Here is a 22,378-nt window from a genome sequence, read left to right as displayed (position 1 = left end):
TGCGATAGTTTGGCGACAGGTGAGCAAGTGCCGAAGGCCGAGGAGCTAAGACATGTCAGCAATCAAGAAGACGCTGGAATACCTGGGTTTCGTCGAAGAAGAGGACGAGACGGTCGATCGTACCGATCGTCGCGAACCCGCCTATCGTGACCGCGAAGTCGTCGAGGCCTACGACGAGGTCGACGAGCACGACGAACCCGAGTCGGCAGGCGACCGCGCGCCGGCTCCGGTGACGCCGATCCACCCGTCGCCGATCCGTCCCGTAGACACCCCGGCTCCAGGAACCTCAATGAATCGCATCAGGACCATCCACCCCCGCAGCTACAACGATGCCATGGTCATCGGTTCGGCCTTCCGCGATGGCACCCCGGTGATCATGAACCTCTCGGAGATGGACGAGAACAACTCGAAGCGCCTCGTGGACTTCTCCGCCGGGCTCATCTTCGGTCTCCATGGATCCATCGAACGCGTGACGAACAAGGTCTTCCTGCTCACGCCGGAGAACATCGAGGTCGCCGGCGAGACCGAGACGGACTCGGATTCGCAGGCGAGCTTCTTCAACCAGAGCTGAACGGGCAGGGGAACCACTCTCAACTCCTCTTCAGCTCGGGCCGATAGGCTGGGGCTCCGACACTCAAGCAGCAAGGAAGGCGTGAGGGACCCACGTGGCCATCATCTTCTATATCCTCGGCACGGCACTCAGCCTCTATGTCTACGTTCTCCTGGCACGCGTCGTCCTCGACCTCGTCCAGGTCTTCTCACGTGAGTGGAAGCCGAGCGGGTTCCTTCTCGTCCTTGCCGAGATCGTCTACACACTCACCGATCCACCGCTGAAGTTGCTGCGCAAGGTGATCCCTCCGCTGCGCCTGGGACAGGTCTCCCTCGACCTCGGCTTCATCGTCCTGCTCATCGGCATCCAGATCATCGCCTCCGTGTTCTTCAACCTCTCCCGTACGACGATGTGAGTCACGCGCCGATCACCCGAGGCGGCCCGGACTGGCCCCCGATCGGTTGTGATCGGCGCGGCGCGAGAGATTCGGATGGCCCGTCGCCTTCGCTCGGGCGGTCCCGGTGGGTGTGCACGGATCGGCGGGGCCGCCTCGGTGATGGTGATGCAATCCCCCGCGGGATCCGCCCAGGAACGCTCGCGAATGATTTCGGTCTATTGTTTGGACGAATTCCTCGTCAGTAGTGAATATGGTCAGTAAGTCGTGAATATGATCACGAGAATTGGCCGCCGGTGCTTTCGGGTTGTTAGTCTCAAGGTGGAAATAGTCGTCATCAAATACGTGACACGCCACTACTGCAGGACAAATCTGCAGGTGTTACGCTAATGTGACGTTGAAGCCGTCCTTCGGGGCGGCAGCGTAATGATTGTAGATCGACCGAAGGTGACCTCATGGCGCTCACGCCTGAAGACGTAGTAAACAAGCGGTTCCAGCATGTGAAGTTCCGCGACGGGTACGACCAGGACGAAGTCGACGATTTCCTCGACGAGGTCGTTGTTGAGATCCGCCGGCTCTACCAGGAGAACGACGAGCTGCGTCAGAAGCTCTCCACCGCTGAACAGCGCGTGAAGGAACTCGAGGCAGGCGGCGCCTCTGCCGCTCCGGCTCAGGACATCGACGCTACGCAGGCCATGCCTGCCGCTGTCCCCGCTCCGCAGGAGAAGTCCGAGGCACCCGAGGCGAAGGAAGCACCCGCTGCTCCGGCTCCGGTCGAAGACACCCAGGCCTCCGCGCCTGTCGTCAAGGAAGCCGCCCCGGCTCCGCAGGACAACTCCGCCAACACCGCCTCGTCCGCCGCTCCCGCTGTGGGCGCCGGCGTCGCCGGTGGTGCAGCAGGCGCCGGACTCGGTGCAGCCGTGGCAGGTGGCGACGGAGACGCACACGGTCTCATCGCACTGGCCCAGCGCGTTCACGATGAGCACGTTGCCGAAGGTGAGCGCAAGCGCGACGAACTCATCAAGGGCGCCGAGAAGGAAGCCGCCGACATCGTCGGCAAGGCCGAGACCAAGCGCGATGAGACGCTGTCGACCCTCGAGTCGCAGAAGTCGACGCTCGAGCGGTCGATCGATCAGCTCTCGAACTTCGAGCGCCAGTACCGCACGCGTCTCAAGAGCTACCTCAACGACCAGCTGCGCGACCTCGAGAACTCCACGAGCCTGGCTCCGGAGACCCTCGACGGTAACGGCCCGCTGGGTGGTTCCTCGAACCACAAGCTCTGATCCGCGTCACGCTGAGATCGAGGTCCGGGAACTCCCAGGAGTTCCCGGACCTTGGTCGTGTGTGCGCAGGCCCGGAGGCGGTGGACTAGAATGAACCGAATGAACGACCCTGCCCCACGGGCGAAGAGATCGCGTGCTCTCATGTTGGCGCTGCTGTTCTCGATAGCAGCCATCGTCTTGGTCATCGACCAGTTCACGAAGTTCCTCGCCGTCAGCTTCCTCGAAGGGCAGCAGCCCGTCCCCGTCATCGGATCGCTGGCCGGATTCACCTTCTACCGCAACCCGGGAGCCGCTCTCGGACTCGGCGCAGGTGTGACGTGGGTGTTCCCGCTCATCGCCATCGGCGTCTTCGTCGCGATCCTCGTGCTCTCGCGGAAACTCGGTTCGCGCACCTGGGCGATCGGTCTGGGCCTGCTGCTCGGCGGACTCTTCGGCAACCTCGTCGACCGACTGTTCCGGGAGCCGTCGTTCCTGCACGGGGCCGTCGTCGACTTCATCGATCTCTCCCTGTTCATCTGCAACGTCGCTGACATCGCGATCTCAGTCGCAGCCGTCACCCTCGTCGTGGCCAGCCTCAAGGGCGTCGAGATCGACGGCTCAGACTCCACCCGCGCAAAAGAGGACTCCCATGACTGAACGCTCCATCCTCGTCCCCGAGGGCCTCGAAGGGCAGCGCGTCGACGCTGCGATGTCGAAGCTGCTGGGACTCTCGCGCACCGCCGCCGCCGACATCTGCGCCGACGGGGGAGTGCAGATGTCCGGGCGACCGGTGATCAAATCCGATCGCGTCATCGCCGGAGAGCGCCTCGACATCATGATGCCCGAACCCAGGCGTCCCCTCGAGGTCGTGGCCGATCCCGTGCCGGGAATGCGCATCGTCCACGACGAGGATGCGTTCGTCGTCGTCGACAAGCCCGTCGGGGTCGCCGCTCATCCGGCGCTCGGCTGGACGGGGCCGACCGTCGTCGGCGGACTCGCGGCCGCCGGCTTCCGGATCGCGACCTCCGGTGCCCCTGAGAGACAGGGCATCGTCCAGCGCCTCGACGTGGGCACATCCGGCCTGATGGTGATCGCGAAGAGCGAATACGCCTACAGCGTTCTCAAGCGCGCGTTCAAGGAACGCACCGTCGAGAAGACCTATCACGCGGTGGTCCAGGGTCTGCCCGACCCCGTGCTCGGCACGATCGACGCCCCGATCGCCCGCCACCCCAAGCACGACGGGCTCTATGCCGTACGCACCGGCGGGAAGAACGCGATCACCCACTACGAAGTGCTCGAGGCCCATCGCCGGGCCGCGCTCGTCGAGGTCCACCTCGAGACCGGACGGACGCACCAGATCCGCGTCCACTTCTCCGCGACGAAGCATCCGTGTGTCGGTGACCTGCCCTACGGTGCCGATCCGGTACTCGCGAAGGAACTGGGGTTGGAGAGGCAGTGGCTGCACGCGGTGAAGCTGGGCTTCCACCATCCCGACACGCAGAAGTGGGTCGAATTCGAAAGCGGCTACCCCGAGGATCTGCAGACCGCGATCGACCTCATCCGGCCACACTGAGGAACCAGTCACCGGATCCCTTCGCTCCCGTCGTGATGGACTAAGCTGGGTGGGCAACACAGGCCACATCAGGAAGGCGGCTGCCCGTGCCGAATGAGGACTTCGTCCACCTCCACGTCCACACCGAATACTCCATGCTCGACGGTGCGGCCCGGCTGGGCGACCTCATGGCCGCGACGAAGGCCTCGGGCATGTCGGCGATCGCCACGACCGACCACGGCTACCTCTTCGGCGCCTTCGACTTCTGGTCCCAGGCGACCGCCGCGGACATCAAACCCATCATCGGCGTCGAAGCCTATGTGACACCGGGCACCGACCGCCGCGACAAGACCAGGGTGAAGTGGCGGACCGAGGAGTCACAGAAGCGCGACGACCTCTCCGGCGGCGGCCTCTACACGCACATGACGCTGCTGTCGCGGAACAACACCGGCATGCGCAACCTCTTCAAGGCCTCGTCGTATGCCTCTCTCGACTCCGTCACGGCGAAGTGGCCGAGGCTCGACCAGGAGCTGCTCGAGACCTACTCCGAGGGTCTCATCGCCACCACCGGCTGCCCCTCGGGAGAGATCCAGACCCGCCTGCGCCTGGGCCAGTACGAAGAGGCGAAGGCGGCAGCAGGGAAGTACCGGGAGATCTTCGGGGCCGAGAACTACTACTGCGAACTCATGGACCACGGCCTGTCCATCGAGAAGCGGGTGACGAAGGACCTCCTGCGCCTGGCGAAGGAGATGGACATTCCGCTGGTCGCCACGAACGACCTGCACTACACCCACGAATCCGATGCGAAGGCGCATGAGGCGCTGCTGGCGATCCAGTCGGGCTCGAAGCTCATCGAACCCACCTACGACCAGGGCGGTTCCCGCTTCGCGTTCTCCGGCTCCGGCTATTACCTCAAGACGCCCGCCGAGATGCGTGCCCTGTTCAAGGAATTCCCCGAAGCGTGCGACAACACGCTCGAGATCGCCGAGAAGTGCGAGGTCTCCTTCGACACCTCGGCGAACTACATGCCGAAGTTCCCCTGCCCGCCCGGTGAGGACGAGACCTCCTGGCTGATCAAAGAGGTCGCGAAGGGACTGGACTACCGGTACCCGAACGGCGTGCCCGACGATGTGCGCAAGCAGGCTGACTACGAACTCGACATCATCATCTCGATGGGCTTCCCCGGCTACTTCCTCGTCGTCGCCGACTTCATCAACTGGTCGAAGGACCACGGCATCCGCGTCGGACCCGGCCGCGGTTCGGGCGCCGGCTCGATGGTCGCCTACGCGATGCGCATCACCGACCTCGACCCGCTCCAGCACGGGCTCTTCTTCGAGCGATTCCTCAACCCGGACCGAGTGTCCATGCCCGACTTCGACGTCGACTTCGATGATCGCCGCCGCGGCGAGGTCATCGACTATGTGACGGAGAAGTACGGTGACGAACGCGTCTCGATGATCGTCACCTACGGCACGATCAAGACCAAACAGGCCCTCAAGGACTCCGCGCGCGTGCTCGGCAAGCCCTTCTCCCTCGGCGAGCAGCTGACGAAGGCGCTGCCCCCGGCCGAGATGGCCAAGGACATTCCGCTCAAGGACATCGAGGACCCCGACTCCAAGCGCTACAAGGAAGCCGGAGAGTTCCGCGAGTTCGTCGACACGAATCCGGAAGCCCGTGAGACCTTCGAAACGGCCAAGGGCCTCGAAGGGCTGAAACGCCAGTGGGGCGTGCACGCCGCCGGCGTCATCATGTCCTCGGACCCGATCATCGACGTCATCCCGATCATGCGCCGCTTCCAGGACGGCCAGGTCATCACCCAGTTCGACTATCCGACGTCCGAGGGCCTCGGGCTCATCAAGATGGACTTCCTGGGACTGCGCAACCTCACGATCGTCTCCGACGCGGTCGAGAACATCAAGGCCAACCGGGACTTCGACCTCGATCTCGAACACCTCGCCCTCGATGACCGTGCGGCCTACGAGCTGCTGGCCCGCGGCGACACCCTCGGGGTGTTCCAGCTCGACGGCGGCGGACTGCGCGCCCTGCTGCGGATGATGAAGCCCGACAACTTCGAGGACATCTCCGCGACGCTGGCGCTCTACCGCCCCGGCCCGATGGGTGCGGACTCGCACACGAACTACGCTCTGCGCAAGAACGGCCTGCAGGAAGTCACCCCGATCCACCCCGAACTCGAGGAGCCGCTCAAGGACATCCTCGACACGACCTACGGCCTCATCATCTACCAGGAGCAGGTGATGGCGATCGCGCAGAAGGTCGCCGGCTACTCGCTCGGCCAGGCCGACATCCTCCGCCGTGCGATGGGTAAGAAGAAGAAGTCCGAGCTCGATAAGCAGCAGGTCGGCTTCTTCGGCGGCATGAAGGAACGCGGATACTCCGAGGACGCGGCGCAGGCACTGTGGGACATCCTCCTGCCGTTCTCCGACTACGCGTTCAACAAGGCCCACTCGGCCGCCTATGGCGTCGTGTCCTACTGGACCGCCTACCTCAAGGCCCACTACACGGCCGAATACATGGCCGCGCTGCTGACCTCGGTCGGTGACAACAAGGACAAGCTCGCGATCTACCTCAACGAGTGCCGCCGTCTGGGCATCACCGTGCTGCCGCCCGACGTCAACGACTCGGCCCTCCACTTCACCCCTGTCGGCGAGGACATCCGCTTCGGCATGGGAGCGGTGCGCAACGTCGGCGGCAACGTCGTCGAAGGCATCGTCGAGGCGCGCGGGGAGAAGGGCGCCTACACCTCGTTCACCGACTTCCTCGACAAGGTGCCCAGCCACGTGTGCAACAAGCGCACGATCGAATCCCTCATCAAGGCCGGCGGCTTCGACTCCCTCGGCCATTCGCGCCGGTCGCTCGTCGAGATCCACGAGGAAGCCGTGGACTCCGTCATCGGCGTCAAGCGCCAGGAGGCCAACGGACAGTTCGACCTCTTCGCCGGCCTCGGCGGCGGAGACGACGATGCCCCGAGCTTCTCTGTGGCGATCCCGGACCGTCCGGAATGGGAGAAGAAGGAGAAGCTCGCGTTCGAACGCGACATGATCGGCCTCTACGTCTCCGACCACCCGCTCAACGGCCTCGAAGGTGTGCTGGCCGCGGAGTCCGATGCCTCCATCGCCGAGGTGGTCGATCCCGAATCGCATCGCCACGACGGTTCCCAGATCAAGGTCTGCGGAATGATCACCCAGGTCACGCGCAAAGTGTCGAAGAACTCCGGGCGTCCATATGCGATCGTCACCCTCGAGGACCTCGAAGCCGAGATCGAAGTGATGTTCTTCGGCGACACGTATGAGCCCGTGGCCAGTCTGCTCGCCACCGACCTCGTGATCTCGCTGACCGGGCGCATCCGCACCTCGGACGACCGTCCGACCTCGCTGATGGCGATGTCCATGACGATCCCCGACGTCACCGACCCCAACGACCGCCCGCTCAATCTGCTCATGCCGATGGAGAAGGCGACCGAGGAGATGGCGAACAAGCTCAAGCAGATCCTCGAATCGAACAAGGGACAGACCGACGTCCACGTCATCCTGGCCCAGCCGGGAAGACAGACCGTGATGCGCCTCGACCGGTCGATTCGCGTCGACCCGAACCCGAGCCTCTACGGCGACCTCAAGGCTCTGCTCGGCTCCCGCTGCCTCAGCGTCTGATCCAGCGTCTGACTGGTCGGCCCAGCGCCGCTTGACTGGATGACCGCAGGCAGCGCGGCACGCAGGCTGTTTGAACACATCTTTCTCTGAACCACTCACGTTCTTCGGTGAGCAGTTCAGAGAAAGGTGTACCGTTCGGCCGGTCGTTCCGGTGCAGCGACTCCGGTCGGTCCGCACTCCGGGCTGAGGGACTGCCCCGTTGCCGCGGCGACTAGAATGGTGCGGGTGAACATTCTGGACTTCCGTGGTGAGACCCTCAGCAAGCGATTCCTGGCCCAGCGACTGCCTCGGGCGGCCGAAACCCACGCCGACATCGAACGGCGAGTGGCCGAGCTGCTCGAGACCGTGGCCGCGCGCGGATCGGATGCGGTCAAGGACTTCACCGAGCGCTTCGACGGAGTGCGCCCCACATCGCTGCGTGTCCCGGAATCCGCACTCGAGACAGCGGAGGCTGCACTCGACCCGTCCGTCAAGGCCGCTCTCGTCGAATCCATCGACCGTGCCCGGAAGGTCGCTGCCGATCAGCGACCCGCGGACGTGCGCACCGAACTGGCCTCGGGTGCCTTCGTCACCACCCGCCACCTGCCGATCGAGCGGGTCGGACTCTACGTCCCCGGCGGACTCGCCGTCTATCCTTCCACCGTGATCATGAACGTCGTTCCCGCGCAGACTGCGGGAGCGCACTCGCTGGCGATCGCCAGCCCACCGCAGTCCGATGGCCTGCCTCACCCGACGGTGCTGGCCACTGCTCGCATCCTCGGTGTCGATGAGGTCTGGGCGATGGGCGGTGCCCAGGCGATCGGCGCATTGGCCTACGGCTTCGACGACGCGGAGGAGCTCGCACCCGTCGATCTCATCACCGGTCCCGGCAACGCGTATGTGGCCGCGGCCAAATCGCTCGTCCGCTCCCGGGTCGGCATCGACGCGGTCGCCGGTCCGACGGAGATCATCATCCTCGCCGACGGACTGGCGAATCCGCGTTTCGTCGCCGCCGACCTCATCAGCCAGGCCGAACACGACGAACTCGCCGCCTCGGTGCTCGTGACCGATTCCCCGGAGCTCGCCGATCGGGTCCGGTCCGAGATCGAGGTGCAGGCAGCCGAGGCACTGCACTCCGAACGCATCGTCGCAGCCCTGTCGGGTCGGCAGTCGGCCATCGTCCTCGTCGACGACCTCGATGCCGGAATCACCGTCGTCAACGGCTACGCGGGTGAGCATGTCGAGGTCCACACCGCCGATGCCGCGGCCGTGGCGAGCCGGATCACGAACGGGGGAGCGGTGTTCCTCGGGGACTGGTCACCCGTCTCGCTCGGCGACTACTGCGCGGGGTCGAACCACGTGCTGCCCACGATGGGCACAGCCGCGCACGGTTCTGGCCTGGGCGTGCACTCATTCATCAAGGTCAGTCAGGTCATCGACTACGGTCGTCAGGCCCTGTCAGAGGTCGCTGGTCACATCGGTGCGCTGGCACAGAGCGAACAGCTCCCGGCGCACGGCCGGGCAGTCGACATCAGATTCGAGGAGCAGTAATGCGTTGTCCCTTCTGCCGGGAGTCCGACTCCAGAGTCGTCGATTCGCGGACCAGCGAAGACGGCGCCGCGATCCGCAGACGTCGGCAGTGCCGGCACTGCGGTCGCCGCTTCACGACCATGGAGGCCACGAGTCTGTCGGTGATCAAACGCTCCGGCGTGACCGAGGAGTTCTCCCGGCAGAAGATCATGTCGGGAGTGCGCAAGGCCTGCCAGGGGCGTCCGGTCAGCGACGACGATCTCGCGAAGCTCGCGCAGCGGGTCGAGGAGAACATCCGCTCGAAGGGCATCGCCGAGATCGATGCCGACGAGGTGGGCCTGTCGATCCTCGAGCCGCTGCGCGAACTCGACCAGGTCGCGTACCTGCGCTTCGCCAGCGTCTACCAGGGCTTCGACTCGCTCGAGGACTTCGAAGCGGCGATCGATTCGCTGCGTGCCGATGCGCTCCTGCAGTCGGGCCGGACGAGGGAGCCGCAGCCCGAAGACTTCGCCGACTGAACGATTTCTGAGAATGCCCAGGATTCCTCTCAGAAATCTTCGTTCCGAGTACGTCTGTGCAGGAATAGTTGTGTAGTATTGACAGTGCGCGCTACGGCGTGCGGCCGCTTGCGGTTCGGAGGGGAAGCCGAACCCAAGCGGCCTTTTACATCCCCTCTTACTACCTGACGGCGGCCCAGCAACCTCGCGCGAGGTTGCTGGGCCGCCGTCAGGTAGTAAGAGGGGTCAGCCGGCTTCGCGGATCGCCTCGGTGTCGAAGAGTTCGGCGAGTTCCGTGGACTCGGAGGCGAGGATGCGCAGCCGCTCCGTCGTCCTCGTCAGGGCGACGTAGAGCCCGCCGATTCCCTCACCGCTGCCGACCGGCGCGATGCGCCCGGGCTCGACGATGATGACCGAGTCGAACTCGAGTCCCTTGGCCTGCTGCGGGGTGATGAGCGCGATCTGGTGGTCGAGCCCGGTGACCGAGCGTCCGAAATCGAAGTCGGCGAGCACCTCGGCGATGGGGTCGATGAGATCATCATCGGCGATGACGGCGATCTTCCCACCCGCGGCTTCCGCGACTTCCTGTGCGGCCGCCTCGGCGAGGGATCCGAGCATATCGGATTCGGCGGCGAAGGTGTCCAGACGGGGATCTGCGCCGCCCTGCCGCACCGATTCGACGAGCTCGAGCTGCGGGAAATGCCGGTGGAGGTACCGATTGGCCAGGTCCATCACCGACTGCGGAGTGCGGTAGGAGACCGTGAGCACCTGCAGGGCGAACCGGTCACCGACGAACTCGGAGAGGATCGAACTCCACGTCCGGGCATTGTCGACCTGCGAGGACTGGGCGAGGTCGCCGACGACGGTGGCCGACTTCGACGGCACTCGACGGAAGAGCACCCGCCACTGCATGGGAGAGAGTTCCTGCGCCTCGTCGACGACGAGGTGGCCGTACGTCCACTCACGGTCCTCGAGTGCGCGCTCGGCCAGGGTCGACGACGGACCCTGCTCCTCCCACCGGGCTGCGAGCATATCGGCGGTGACCATGCCGCCGGTCTCGGTCATATCGACCACGGCCTCGGCGTATTCGCGGGCCGCATCGTCTCTGGCCTGAGTCGGCTGCGGGTTGGATCCGAGCAACTCGGCCAGCTCGTCGAGCAGGGGCACATCCGAGACGGTGAAGTCCTCCCGGGCGTTCTCGACCAGGGTCGCCTGTTCGTCCGGGCTCAGCAGTCGGCCCGCAGCAGATGCGAGTTTGTGCGGCTTGCCCAGCAGTGCGCGCAGCGCACCGGCGGGACCGATCGGGAACCACGCGAGGTTGAGTGCGCGACGGACGTCGACGGAGGAACGCAGCTCCTCGAGCAGCTCCGGCAGACGTTCGCCGGCCGCATCGAGGCCCATCTCGTGGGCGAGGTCCTCGGCAAGGATCTTGAGCAGACCGGTGACGAAGCCGTTGCGGGCGGCATTGTGCGCATCCCCGCTGCGGCGGGCGCGATCGCGTGCTCCGCGGACGTCCTTCCGGCGCAGCACGATGGTGTGGGAACCGACCCGCAGCTCTTCGTCGTGCTCGGGTACGCGCTCGTAGTTCGCGACATGGTTCTTCAGCACCGTCGCCATGGTGATGCGTCCCTTGATCTCGGCGACTGCGGGAGCGTCGGCGGCATCCGTGTCGAGTCCGGGATAGAGCTGGCCGGGCGTGAGCAGTACGGCTCCGGTCTCGCCGAGGCTGGGCAGGACCTTCTCGATGTACTTGAGGAACACGGTCGACGGTCCCACGAGGAGGACGCCGGATTTCGCGATCCGTTCCCTGTGCCGGTAGAGGAGGTAGGCCGCGCGGTGCAGGGCGACCGCAGTCTTGCCGGTTCCCGGTCCTCCCTGGACGACGAGGACGCCGGAGAGAGGCCGGCGGATGATCGCGTCCTGTTCGGACTGGATGGTGGCGACGATGTCACCCATCCGTCCGGTGCGGTGACTGGTGAGAGCGGCGAGCAGGGCGCCTTCGCCTTGGAGGTTCGACTTCTCGTCCTCGTCGAGGGCGTCGATGTCGAGCACATCGTCTTCGATGCCGGTGACCATCCGGTTGGCGGTGACGAGGTGACGGCGGCGAGTGACACCGTCGGGGTTGGCCGCGGTCGACTGGTAGAAGCGTTCGGCGGCAGGGGCGCGCCAGTCGATGAGGATCTGCTGACGCTGCTCATCGGTGAGACCGATCCGACCGATGTAGGTGGGGTCGTCCTCGTCGGTGAGGTCGAGGCGGCCGAAGCACAGTCCCTCCTCGGCGCCGTCGAGGCGGACGAGCTGGTCTTCGTACAGCGTGGCGAAGGCATCGCGTTCGGTGCGATGCTGGTGATTGCCTCCGACTTCGGAGATCCTCACGGTTCCCAGGCGGGCTGTCGTCTCCTCCCGCAGCACATCGAGACGGGCGTAGAGCTCGTCGAGCTTGGCCTGCTCGACGCGAATTTCTGAAGTTTCGGTCATCTCACCTTCTTGGGTCGGCATTCAATTATGCCGAACTTTCGGCGGCGACTGTAGTCACGACGTCATTTCGGTTCGGGGCGTTTCTCACATTCGGCCGACAGAGCACTGCTGGCGCGGCCGCGCGCACGGGTCCGGCAGAGGTGGGAGCCGCAGACCGACGGCAGCACCGTGCCGTCTCACCCTGCAGACCCACCGTGCCATCTCGCCTCTCACATCCCGAGGCGGGACCGCAGTCGGTTGCCTGCCAGGAATGTCGCGGAACTCGCCGCGGTGCGCAGACTGCGATCGAGGCCGGCCGTGTCCAAGGGCGTGTTCGAGGCGAGCACGACGACGTTGCCGCGCCGACGTCCCTTGAGGATCGCCGGTTCGGTGGCCGCCGCCAGATGGACGAAATGCTCAGACATAGCGGCGAGGTCGGACTTGAGGATGCGATGGTCGCCGCTGTCGGGGACGTTGGCGACATAGAGGCCGGAGTCCTTGAGCGCGGACGCGCAGGAGGCGAAGAACACTCCGGTCTGCAGTGCAGGCGGCACCGAATCGTGGTCGAAGGCGTCGCGGATGATGACGTCGAGGCTGTCGGGCCGGAACTTCCCGATCTCGACGGCACCGTCGCCGGCCCGCAGAGACAAGGCGGGGGAGCGGGGTAGGTCGAACCACTGCCGGGCGAAGTCGAGCAGGAGCGCATCGACATCGATGGCCGTCTGCTTCGACCCCGGTCGGGCAGTGTCGAGCGCGCGGGCCAGCGCACATCCGGCCGCGCCGATGTGCACCGCTCGCAGCGAACCCGGAGGCAGCGAGACATCGATGACCCGACGCATCCAGTCGAGATATTCGAAGTCGAGACGCTCAGGATCGCTGAGCGTGATCGAGGACGAGGGGACTCCGTTGACATGGAGGACGTAGGAATCGGCCTCCCCGTCGAGCTTCTCCAGGTGCGCCGTCCCCGTCGAGATGTCGACCACTTGAGAGCCCGGTGCTGTGTATATCCGTCGCTTCGCCACCCCTCACTTCTATGCCAGTCGCGTCGAGGAGGCAATTCGGCCCGAATCCACGTGGGGACGAGACTCCCGACTTCGACGCCGATCGCCTGTGGAGGCAGACCCTCTGTCCACAGGGTGGCAGGCGCATCTGTTCCACGCCAGGGCGCATCGGCTGGAGTGGAGACCAGACCGCAGCGCTGCGGCCTCGCACACGCACACGGAAATGAACACGGCCACGCACACCAGAAGAGGACACCCGATCATGGAGACACCGGCCCGAACACCAGAGGACATCATCGGCATCATCCCCCACACGTTGGGCTACATCCCCCGCGACAGCCTCGTCGCCGTGATCATCGGCACCGAGACCAACGGTTCGCAGTCGAGCTCGACGACCCTGCGCGTCGACTTCACCCTCGAGACCGCCGCAGACATCCTCCGCAGGGGCGGCAGCGGCTACGTCGACCTCATCGGTCGGGCCTGCGCGGTCACCGGGGTCTTCCTCGTCGTCTACGACGAGGGCTACCAGCCGATCACCCCGCTGGCCGGCCACGACGATGAACCGACCATCGCCGAGGCGGCCGCCGCGGATGGGGTCGACCTCGAGGACGCCGCCGTCCACCGGGGACTCGTCCGCGCCGCCATCGACGAGCTCGCCCAGTCCTTCGCCTCAGCGGGAATCGACACGCTCTGCGCCTGGTGGGTGAGCCAGAAGCAGTTCGGTCGCATCGACGATGACGGAGACGACTCCACGCCTCTCATCGCAGCGACGACCTCGCCGTGTGCCACGGAACTCATCGCGGCCGGATCGAATCCGGTCGGGACACCACAGGAGCTGGTCATCGCCCCGATGACGGCGGAAGCCTTCGCCCACAGTCGACGCGGACGCACGGACGAATGGATGGGCATGGACGAAGCGTTCGTCATCCTCGCCGACGTCTTCGGGCGCTTGGACGCGATCCGTACCGACGACGAACCCATCGACGTGACCCGCCTGCAGGCGATGCTCGACCTGCCGACCGTGATGGCCATCGACGTGCTCCTGGCCGAGAAGTGGTCACGAGATGCGCTCGAGATGATCCTCAGCTTCGACCATCCCGACTTCCCGCCCGCTCTGGTCGCCGGTCTCGACGGGGAACAGCTGTGCGATCGCTCCCGCCGGTTCAGCGCCAGAGCCGAATCAGCGCAGGAGATCGTCGGACTCTCGGCGCGGGCCCCGCGCCCACGCGACGTCATGCTCACCATCGCTTTCCTCAAGGAGTACCTGCCTCGGTGCCACCCCCGGGTGCGTGCCGACACCTATGCCGTCATCGCCTGGTTCGAATGGGCATTGGGCGGGTCGACGATGGCGGACAGCTACGCTCGGGCCGCGACCGACATCGATCCTGAACACGGACTGGCGAAGCTCGTCGTGCGTGCCGTACGGTTGGGATTCCTGCCGCGCTGGCTGATGGAGAGCGAGCCTTCTTCCTTCTGAGTCGCTCGGATCGCCGATTCGCAATGCCGGGAATAACGTGCGAAAATGAGGCGTTGACCCAGTCATTGCATGATGGGCGAGCTATGCGTTCGCCCCGGACCGTACGCCGGACCACTTGACTTGGGTCTTAGTACTGTCCGAATGCATGGGGAAGTTTCAACGCTCGCGAAAGGTGAACACGTGCCGAGAGTCGATAAGGAATCCACAACGGTGACAGAGAAGTCGGAGGGAACGGCCGGCAAGACCTCGACCGGTGGATCCAAGACCACTGCGGCGTCGAAGTCCACTGCGAAGAAGACGACGAAGACGTCGAGCTCTGTCGGAACCAAGAAGACCGCCGCGAAGTCGACGACGGCGAAGTCTGCCGCGAAGACCGAGACCGCTGCGGCCAAGAAGACCACGGCGGCGAAGAAGACGACTGCCGAGAAGCCTGCCGCGACGACGTCGGCGACCACGACGACCTCGAAGGCGACCGCTGCCAAGGAAGCGAAGAAGGCGACCAAGGCGAAGAAGACCGACGACGAGATCGACACCACCGAGGAGGTCGAGCCCACCGCGGACGCCCTGGCGACCGAGGAGAGCCCCGCCGAGGCGACCGAGACGAAGAACTCGGAGGAGAAGGAGAAGAACGCCGCCGTGGCCGAAGCCGGCGGATTCATCGTCTCCGACGCCGACGAGGAGGACGCTCCCGCCCAGCAGGTCGTCTCCGCGGGTGCGACGGCCGACCCGGTCAAGGACTACCTCAAGCAGATCGGCAAGGTGGCACTGCTCAACGCAGCCGAAGAGGTCGACCTGGCGAAGCGGATCGAAGCCGGCATGTACGCCGAGCACCTCCTCGACTCCGGTGAGGTGAAGGACCCGCGCGAGACGATGGACTACAAGTGGATCATCCACGATGGTCGGATCGCGAAGAACCATCTGCTCGAGGCGAACCTCCGCCTCGTCGTGTCCCTGGCCAAGCGCTACACCGGCCGCGGCATGCTCTTCCTCGACCTCATCCAGGAAGGCAACCTCGGACTCATCCGCGCCGTCGAGAAGTTCGACTACACCAAGGGCTTCAAGTTCTCGACCTACGCCACGTGGTGGATCCGTCAGGCCATCACCCGTGCCATGGCCGACCAGGCCCGCACCATCCGCATTCCCGTGCACATGGTCGAGGTCATCAACAAACTCGCCCGCGTGCAGCGCCAGATGCTGCAGGATCTCGGTCGCGAACCGACTCCCGAAGAGCTCGCGAAGGAACTCGACATGACGCCCGAACGCGTCGTCGAGGTCCAGAAGTACGGTCGTGAACCCATTTCGCTCCACACGCCCCTGGGCGAGGACGGCGATTCGGAGTTCGGCGACCTCATCGAGGACTCCGAAGCGGTCGTCCCCTCGGACTCGGTGAGCTTCACGCTGCTGCAGGAGCAGCTGCACTCAGTTCTCGACACGCTCTCCGAGCGTGAGGCCGGCGTGGTCTCTATGCGCTTCGGACTCAACGACGGTCAGCCGAAGACTCTCGACGAGATCGGCAAGGTCTACGGAGTCACGCGTGAGCGCATCCGTCAGATCGAATCGAAGACGATGGCGAAGCTGCGTCATCCGTCTCGTTCGCAGGTGCTGCGCGACTACCTCGACTGAGTGCCGCCCGGCACACACGGCGACGTCGCCTCCCCTTGCAGACGTCAGAGCAGCAGCGACGAACGAACGCCCCTGGGATCTCCCGGGGGCGTTCGTCATCCCCGGGGCGAACCGGTTCGATACCGGGCGACGGCTCAGTACCAGTCGACGATGCCGTCGAACAGCGCGGCCGCGTACTTCTTCTGCCCGGACTTCGACTCCATGAGCTTCGCCTCCTCCGGGTTGCGCATCTGTCCGCACTCGACGATGACCGCGGGCACGGAGGCATTGTTGAGTCCGGCCAGATCGGGACGGCGGCTGATCGCCTCCTTCCCGTAGGCGCTGTTGGGGGTGAAGGTCCTGCCCATCGACGTCCCGATCGATTCGGCCAAGTCCGACGAGGCCTTCTCCGTCTTCTCATCCTTGCCGGGGTCGGCGACGATGACGTGATAGCCCTTCGCCGAACTCGACTCGGCCCCGTCGGCATGGATGCTCACGAGCAGATCCGCATCGTCGGCGAACGATCCGCGTTCGTCGACGCAGGGACCGACGCCCTTGTTGTCGTTCCGGCTGAGTATGACAGTCGCCCCCGCATCTTCGAGCGAGTCACGCAAGCGTCCGGCCACCGCCCACGTGAAGTCGGCTTCCGGATAGTCCGACTCCGTCGCCGTCCCCGTCGTATTGCACGCCTTCGTGCCGCCGCGCCCGTCGGGAACCTGCTTGTTGATCTCGGACGGATGTGACGCGTTTCCGCCGTTGTGACCGGGATCGATGGCGATCGTCCTGCCCTTGAGATCGACCTCGGCCTCATCGCTCGCCGAGGCGGTGCTCCCTGTGGTGCGATCCCCGCCGCCCGTCTTGTCAGCCGAGGAGGTCTCGGCAGCCTTCGACGTCGGTGCCGACGGTGCGGGGTCGTCTGTCCCGCAGGCGGCGAGACCGGGCAGGATGAGGACGGCGGTGAGCAGGAGGCTCGGTGCGAGAGTGCGGTGGGACATGGTCTCCATTGTCCCGCACAACGCAGTGATCTGTCGGTGCCCTGAGGAATCGGCCGCCGACACGGCCCACGGGAAATAGGGTCCCGGGCTCTCAGCGATTAGAATTTAATCGAACGAGAGGAATTCAGTGGAAGACGAAAGCTACGGCGCCAGGCACCTGTCCGTCCTGTCCGGTCTCGAGGCGGTGCGCAAACGCCCCGGCATGTACATCGGAACGACCGATTCCCGCGGTCTCATGCACTGCCTGTGGGAGATCATCGACAACAGCGTCGACGAAGCCCTCGGCGGCCACGGATCCGAGATCCTCATCGAGCTCGCCGCCGACGGATCGGTCGCCGTGACCGACAAGGGACGCGGCATTCCCGTCGACATCGAACCGAAGACCGGCCTGACCGGAGTCGAGGTCGTCCTGACCAAACTCCACGCCGGAGGCAAGTTCGGCGGTTCCTCCTACGCAGCCTCGGGCGGTCTGCATGGAGTCGGCGCCTCCGTCGTCAACGCGCTGTCTGCGCGCCTCGACGTCGAGGTCACCCGCGGATCGAAGGTGCACAAGATGTCCTTCCGTCGCGGCGTTCCCGGACGCTTCGACGACTCCTCGGGCCAGCCGAGCCCGGACAATCCCTTCGAAGAGTTCCAAGAACCGACAGGCCTCGACATCGTCGGCAAGGCCAAACGCGGTGCCACAGGCACCCGCGTGCAGTACTGGGCCGATCCGCAGATCTTCCTCGCCAAGGCCCAGTTCGACTACCAGCACCTCATCGAACGAGCACGGCAGACGGCGTTCCTCGTCCCCGGTCTCGAGCTGCGCATCATCGATCGGCGCGGCGTCGCCCGCGATGAGACCGGAGCGGTCATCGCCGAACGCGAAGAGGTCTTCAAGTTCGACGGCGGCATCACCGAGTTCGTCGATCATCTCTCCATCGACCCGCCGATCACGGACACCTGGCGCCTGCAGAACACCGGCACCTTCAAGGAGACCGTGCCGGTGCTCGACTCCTCGGGCCACCTCGAGTCCAAGGAAGTCGAACGTGAGGTCGGCGTCGATGTCGCGCTGCGGTGGGGGACCGGCTACGACACGAAACTCAAATCGTTCGTCAACGTCGTCGCCACCCCGCACGGCGGCACCCACCTCGCAGGGTTCGAGCAGGCCTGTCTCAAGGCGCTGCGCAAGGCCGCCGACGCCAACGCCCGCAGACTCAAGATGGGCAAGGACAAACTCGAGAAGGACGATGTCCTCGCGGGACTGACAGCCGTGGTCACCGTTCAGCTGGCCGAACCCCAGTTCGAGGGACAGACGAAGGAAGTGCTCGGCACCGCCGCCGTCAGGCAGATCGTCGCGAAGACCGTCGAGACCCAGCTCGGCGACATCCTCGCCTCGACCAAGCGCACGGAGAAGCAGCAGGCTGCGGTCCTCATGGAGAAGGTCGTGGCCGAGATGAAGTCGCGCATCTCCGCCCGCACCCACAAGGAGAACCAGCGCCGCAAGACCGCGCTCGAGGCCTCTTCGCTGCCGGCGAAGCTCTATGACTGCCGCGACAACGGAGTGGAGAACACTGAGCTGTTCATCGTCGAGGGCGATTCGGCGATGGGCACGGCCAAGGCCGCCCGCAACTCCGACCATCAGGCGCTGTTCCCCATCCGCGGGAAGATCCTCAACGTGCAGAAGGCCACCCTGGCCGACATGCTCGCCAACGTCGAATGCTCGGCGCTCATCCAGGTCATCGGTGCCGGCTCCGGGCGCAGCTTCGACCTCGAATCGGCCCGCTACGGTCGCGTCATCATCATGACCGATGCCGATGTCGACGGGGCGCACATCCGCACCCTGCTGCTCACCCTCTTCTTCCGGTACATGAAGCCGATGGTCGAAGCCGGTCGCGTCTTCGCCGCCGTCCCACCCCTGCACCGGGTCGAGGTCGTGACCAAGCGCGGGACGCCGAACGACATCGTCTACACCTACACCGAGGCGGAGCTGCACGCGCTGCTGAAGAAGCTCGAGAAGCAGAAGAAGGCGTACAAGGAACCCATTCAGCGGTACAAGGGACTCGGAGAGATGGACGCCGACCAGTTGGCCGAGACGACCATGGACCCGAGCATGCGCACTCTGCGGAGGGTGACGATGGCCGACGCCGAGGCGGCGGAGAACACCTTCGAACTCCTCATGGGCTCCTCGGTGGGACCGCGCAAGGAGTTCATCGTCTCGGGAGCCGCCGTGCTCGACGCCGAACGCATCGACTCTTGAGGCGAGGGTGCCTCGACGCGTGAGCTGAGGGACTGAGTCGCCTCAGGCGAGTCCCGCACGCAGCGCGGGCGGCTCAGATGCCGAAGGCAGCCGGGGCGAGGATGAGCGTCGTCGGAACGAGCAGGAGCACCACTGCCAGTCCGATCGACATCAGCCGGACCGGGATCCGGGCCGAATCGAGCGGGTGCGAGAGCCTGCGGATGCGCTGCTTGGACAGTTCGCTGCGATGGTCGGGGCTGATGGCGGCGGCCGACCGCACCGCGCGGGCGAGGATCTGCGGATCCACATGCTCGCGGGCCTGGTCATCGGCCATGAGTTCGATGAGCCGATTCACCGAGTTCAGCCCGATCGCCGTGGCGGAGAAGTAGGGGAGCGCCTGATGCCAGGCGGCGAAGGGGATGACGAGCACGTCGTGCCGGAAGTCCAGGTGGGCTCGCTCATGGGCGATGACCGCGGTTCGCTCCTCCTCGTCGAGGGCCTTGATCAGCCCGGTCGAGAGCACCGCGGTGCCCTTCCTCGGCCCCTTGGGCAGACAGTAGGCGACCACCTCGTCGGTGGTGATGATCCGGGTATCGGGGTACGTCGCCGAGGGTTCACTGAGCAGGTGGAGGATCTCATCATGGCGCAGGCGGGCCTTGCGCGCGGAGTAGAAGGTGAGGACCAGACATCCGAGCAGCCTGCCGATGAGCAGGACGGCGATGATGAGGAAGATCCACGCCATGATCGAGAGCTGGGCGTGGGACTCACCTCTCGCCAGGGCGATGATGCCCGACGGCAGGCTCGATGATCCGGGGGCGACGGCGAAGGCGAGGGCGGCACCGATGAGGGACAGGCCGCCGGAGAGTCCGACGGCCTGCCAGAGGACGACCTCTGAGATCGGATCGCCGCGGAAGCGGGCGAGAGCCGCAGGAATGGGCCACGCGAGCAGGAATGCCAGCACGGCCAGAATCAGACCCACGATGGTCATGGACGTGACCGTTCTGGGTCAGGAATGCGTCGAGTGATTGCGCCCGAGCAGATTGCGCAGCGCCTTGGTGTCGGCCTCCGAGACGGTGCCGAGGAACCGTGCGAGCACGGCCTGACGGTCCGGGGCCTGCGAGAGCATCTCCGTCATCAGCTCGGCGACGTGATCCTCACGAGTGGACACCGCGAGGTAGCGGTGGGGGCGAATGCTGCGATCGCGGGTGACGAAGCCCTTCTTCTCCAGGCGGGAGAGGACGGTGTGCACCGTCGTGAGGGCGAGTTCCCGGTCGGCGAGGACCTCACGCAGTTCGGCTGCACTCAGTCCGTCATCATGCACCCAGATGGCGTCCATGACGCTGCGTTCGAGTTCACCAAGTGTTCCCACAGTTTCCAAGTCCTCATCATCAATGGTCGGTCGTTGCCTCAAGTATATCTCTACAGACTGTCGAATTCCAGGCGGTGCCGCGCCGATCGGGCTGTGATCCTCTGGCCCGGCCGCTGAGGGGAAGCGCATAATCGGTACAGACGATCTTGGATGACGGGATGAGGGCGAGCAAGGTTCTACGGGATGTAGAATTCTACGTGACGTAGAAATACTGCCCTCGGGAAACTTGAACGGAGAGCCCATGGATCTCGACCCGGTCCTCATCGGACGGTGGCAATTCGGAATCACCACCGTCTATCACTTCTGGATGGTGCCGCTGACTCTGGGACTCGGCATGCTCGTGGCGATCCTGCAGACGATCTACCACCGCACCGGCAACGAGGTCTACCTGCGGGCCACGAAGTTCTTCGGCAAGCTCTTCCTCATCAACTTCATCATGGGTGTGGCCACCGGTCTCGTCCAGGAGTTCCAGTTCGGTATGGCATGGAGCGAGTACTCCCGCTTCGTCGGCGATGTCTTCGGAGCGCCGCTGGCACTCGAGGCGCTCCTGGCCTTCTTCCTCGAATCGACGTTCCTCGGTCTGTGGATATTCGGCTGGGGTCGGCTGCCCCGGGCGGTCCACCTCGGGGCGCTGTGGTGTGCGGTCATCGGTTCCTGGATCTCCGCCTACTTCATCATCGTCGCGAACTCGTGGATGCAGCACCCCGTCGGGGTCGAACTCGTCGACGGCAAACCGGTGATGACCGACGTATGGGCGGTGCTCGGCAACAACACCGCCATCGCCGCCTATACCCACACCCTCTTCGGGGCACTGGCCGTCGGCGGATCGTTCCTGCTCGGCATCTCCTGGTACCACCTCTACCACCGTCGCAAGGACGGCATCGACACGGTCGGCGCCGACGGCAAGGTCATCGTCGGCGAATCCACGGACCTGCCGGGTCGGGACAAGACCGACCATGCGGTGTGGATCAAGTCCCTGCGCATCGGCGCCCTCGTCGGCATCATCGCCTTCGCCGGAGTCTCCATCACCGGTGACGTGCAGGCGAAGCTGATGTTCGAGCAGCAGCCGATGAAGATGGCCTCGGCCGAGGCGGCGTGCCACGACGGCACCCAGTTCTCCGTGCTCACGATCGCCGACCCCTCCTCGAACGACTGCGACGGGGTGCAGAACATCTTCGAGATCCCCGGCCTGCTGTCCTTCCTCGCCAACGGCGACTTCTCCACCCCGGTCCACGGAGTCACGACCCTGCTGCCGGAATACCAGGATCGCTACGGCACGCACATTCCCGACGACCCCCGTTACGGCGACCACGCCGGAGAGGCTGTCAACTACCAGCCCATCATGATCGTCACCTATTGGGGCTTCCGCATGATGATCGGCTTCGGGGCGCTGGCCGCCGGGGTCTGCCTCATCGGACTGTGGCTGGCCCGCAAGGGCACCGTCCCACAGTCGAAATGGCTCAGCCGCGGATTCCTCCTGGCGATCACCGCTCCCTTCATCGCGAACTCAGCCGGGTGGATCTTCACCGAGATGGGACGTCAGCCGTTCGTCGTCGCCCCCAACCCGGCCCAGCTCGACGGCGTGTACATGTACACGCAGGCGGCGCTCTCACCCGAAGTGACCCCGGGGATGCTGCTGTTCTCGCTGATCAGCCTCACCCTCGTCTACGGAGTGCTGATGGTCGTCGAACTGCGGCTGCTCACGACCTACGTCAAGGGCGGAGTCGCCTCGGCGATGCCGGAATTGGAAGCGAAGAAGACGTCGAAACCCACGATCACCGACGACGGCGATGACGTGCTGTCGTTCGCCTACTGAGGAGTCTCACG

Annotated in this window: 17 protein-coding genes; 12 read left to right on the top strand and 5 right to left on the bottom strand. The window is 65.2% G+C overall.

The features are described 5' to 3' along the window. Window positions 1–52 precede the first annotated feature (52 nt). The 8 genes from GUY23_RS11165 to nrdR all read left to right on the top strand — a co-directional run bounded on the left by GUY23_RS11165 (window position 53) and on the right by nrdR (window position 9,453). Window positions 53–571 (top strand): cell division protein SepF, encoded by a 519-nt coding sequence (locus GUY23_RS11165; RefSeq protein WP_166972342.1) that lies wholly within the window; start codon window positions 53–55, stop codon window positions 569–571. A gap of 94 nt (window positions 572–665) precedes the next feature. Further along, window positions 666–965: a YggT family protein gene (locus GUY23_RS11160; RefSeq protein ID WP_166972340.1), complete on the top strand. Its 300-nt coding sequence runs from the start codon at window positions 666–668 to the stop codon at window positions 963–965. Window positions 966–1,399: 434 nt separating this feature from the next. Next, the gene (locus tag GUY23_RS11155; RefSeq protein WP_166972339.1) at window positions 1,400–2,227 is read left to right on the top strand and encodes a DivIVA domain-containing protein; all 828 of its coding nucleotides are present in this window, start codon (window positions 1,400–1,402) and stop codon (window positions 2,225–2,227) included. A gap of 99 nt (window positions 2,228–2,326) precedes the next feature. Continuing rightward, a complete protein-coding gene (locus GUY23_RS11150; protein WP_166972337.1) occupies window positions 2,327–2,863 on the top strand; it encodes a signal peptidase II in 537 nt (178 codons plus the stop codon). Beyond that, the gene (locus GUY23_RS11145; protein WP_166972335.1) at window positions 2,856–3,779 is read left to right on the top strand and encodes an RluA family pseudouridine synthase; all 924 of its coding nucleotides are present in this window, start codon (window positions 2,856–2,858) and stop codon (window positions 3,777–3,779) included. Before GUY23_RS11150 ends, GUY23_RS11145 begins: the two co-directional genes overlap by 8 nt. Window positions 3,780–3,913: 134 nt before the next feature. Continuing rightward, window positions 3,914–7,426 (top strand): DNA polymerase III subunit alpha, encoded by a 3,513-nt coding sequence (gene dnaE, locus GUY23_RS11140; RefSeq protein ID WP_407647391.1) that lies wholly within the window; start codon window positions 3,914–3,916, stop codon window positions 7,424–7,426. A 216-nt stretch (window positions 7,427–7,642) separates the two neighbouring features. Next, on the top strand, window positions 7,643–8,956 hold the full coding sequence (gene hisD / locus GUY23_RS11135) for a histidinol dehydrogenase (RefSeq protein WP_166972333.1): 1,314 nt from the start codon (window positions 7,643–7,645) through the stop codon (window positions 8,954–8,956). Continuing rightward, window positions 8,956–9,453, top strand: a complete 498-nt coding sequence (nrdR, locus tag GUY23_RS11130) for a transcriptional regulator NrdR (protein WP_166972331.1) — start codon at window positions 8,956–8,958, stop codon at window positions 9,451–9,453. The genes hisD and nrdR overlap by 1 nt, the downstream gene beginning before the upstream one ends. 225 nt (window positions 9,454–9,678) lie before the next feature. Here nrdR and GUY23_RS11125 read toward each other — a convergent pair whose 3' ends face one another. Together GUY23_RS11125 and GUY23_RS11120 are read right to left on the bottom strand one after the other, a co-directional pair. Beyond that, window positions 9,679–11,910: a HelD family protein gene (locus GUY23_RS11125; RefSeq protein WP_166972329.1), complete on the bottom strand. Its 2,232-nt coding sequence runs from the start codon at window positions 11,908–11,910 to the stop codon at window positions 9,679–9,681. A 209-nt stretch (window positions 11,911–12,119) separates the two neighbouring features. After that, window positions 12,120–12,911: a spermidine synthase gene (locus tag GUY23_RS11120; protein WP_166972327.1), complete on the bottom strand. Its 792-nt coding sequence runs from the start codon at window positions 12,909–12,911 to the stop codon at window positions 12,120–12,122. Between the two features lie 241 nt (window positions 12,912–13,152). Between GUY23_RS11120 and GUY23_RS11115 the strand changes: the two genes are divergently transcribed. Further along, window positions 13,153–14,367: a DUF4192 family protein gene (locus GUY23_RS11115; RefSeq protein WP_166972325.1), complete on the top strand. Its 1,215-nt coding sequence runs from the start codon at window positions 13,153–13,155 to the stop codon at window positions 14,365–14,367. Between the two features lie 141 nt (window positions 14,368–14,508). Beyond that, on the top strand, window positions 14,509–15,990 hold the full coding sequence (locus GUY23_RS11110) for an RNA polymerase sigma factor (protein WP_166972323.1): 1,482 nt from the start codon (window positions 14,509–14,511) through the stop codon (window positions 15,988–15,990). Between the two features lie 134 nt (window positions 15,991–16,124). Here GUY23_RS11110 and GUY23_RS11105 read toward each other — a convergent pair whose 3' ends face one another. Continuing rightward, the gene (locus tag GUY23_RS11105; protein WP_166972321.1) at window positions 16,125–16,964 is read right to left on the bottom strand and encodes an N-acetylmuramoyl-L-alanine amidase; all 840 of its coding nucleotides are present in this window, start codon (window positions 16,962–16,964) and stop codon (window positions 16,125–16,127) included. Between the two features lie 127 nt (window positions 16,965–17,091). On the opposite strand from GUY23_RS11105, the gene GUY23_RS11100 reads away from it, so the two are divergent. Continuing rightward, window positions 17,092–19,203, top strand: coding sequence for a DNA gyrase/topoisomerase IV subunit B (locus GUY23_RS11100; RefSeq protein WP_166972319.1), 2,112 nt, complete (start codon window positions 17,092–17,094; stop codon window positions 19,201–19,203). 73 nt (window positions 19,204–19,276) lie between these two features. Here the strand turns inward: GUY23_RS11100 and GUY23_RS11095 are convergent, their stop codons facing one another. Both GUY23_RS11095 and GUY23_RS11090 read right to left on the bottom strand, forming a co-directional pair. After that, window positions 19,277–20,170, bottom strand: a complete 894-nt coding sequence (locus tag GUY23_RS11095) for a M56 family metallopeptidase (protein WP_166972317.1) — start codon at window positions 20,168–20,170, stop codon at window positions 19,277–19,279. Window positions 20,171–20,188: 18 nt separating this feature from the next. Then, window positions 20,189–20,551, bottom strand: coding sequence for a BlaI/MecI/CopY family transcriptional regulator (locus GUY23_RS11090; RefSeq protein ID WP_166975994.1), 363 nt, complete (start codon window positions 20,549–20,551; stop codon window positions 20,189–20,191). A 241-nt stretch (window positions 20,552–20,792) separates the two neighbouring features. Between GUY23_RS11090 and GUY23_RS11085 the strand changes: the two genes are divergently transcribed. Beyond that, window positions 20,793–22,367 carry a cytochrome ubiquinol oxidase subunit I gene (locus GUY23_RS11085; RefSeq protein ID WP_166972315.1) on the top strand — a complete coding sequence of 525 codons (1,575 nt, stop codon included), beginning with the start codon at window positions 20,793–20,795 and terminating at the stop codon, window positions 22,365–22,367. The last annotated feature ends 11 nt before the right edge of the window (window positions 22,368–22,378 follow it).

Origin of the sequence: Brevibacterium atlanticum (assembly GCF_011617245.1) — a bacterium.
Classification (GTDB): Bacteria; Actinomycetota; Actinomycetes; order Actinomycetales; family Brevibacteriaceae; genus Brevibacterium; species Brevibacterium atlanticum.
The sequence above is the reverse complement of the archived record's forward strand: the minus strand, read 5'-3'. Positions and strand labels throughout refer to the sequence as shown.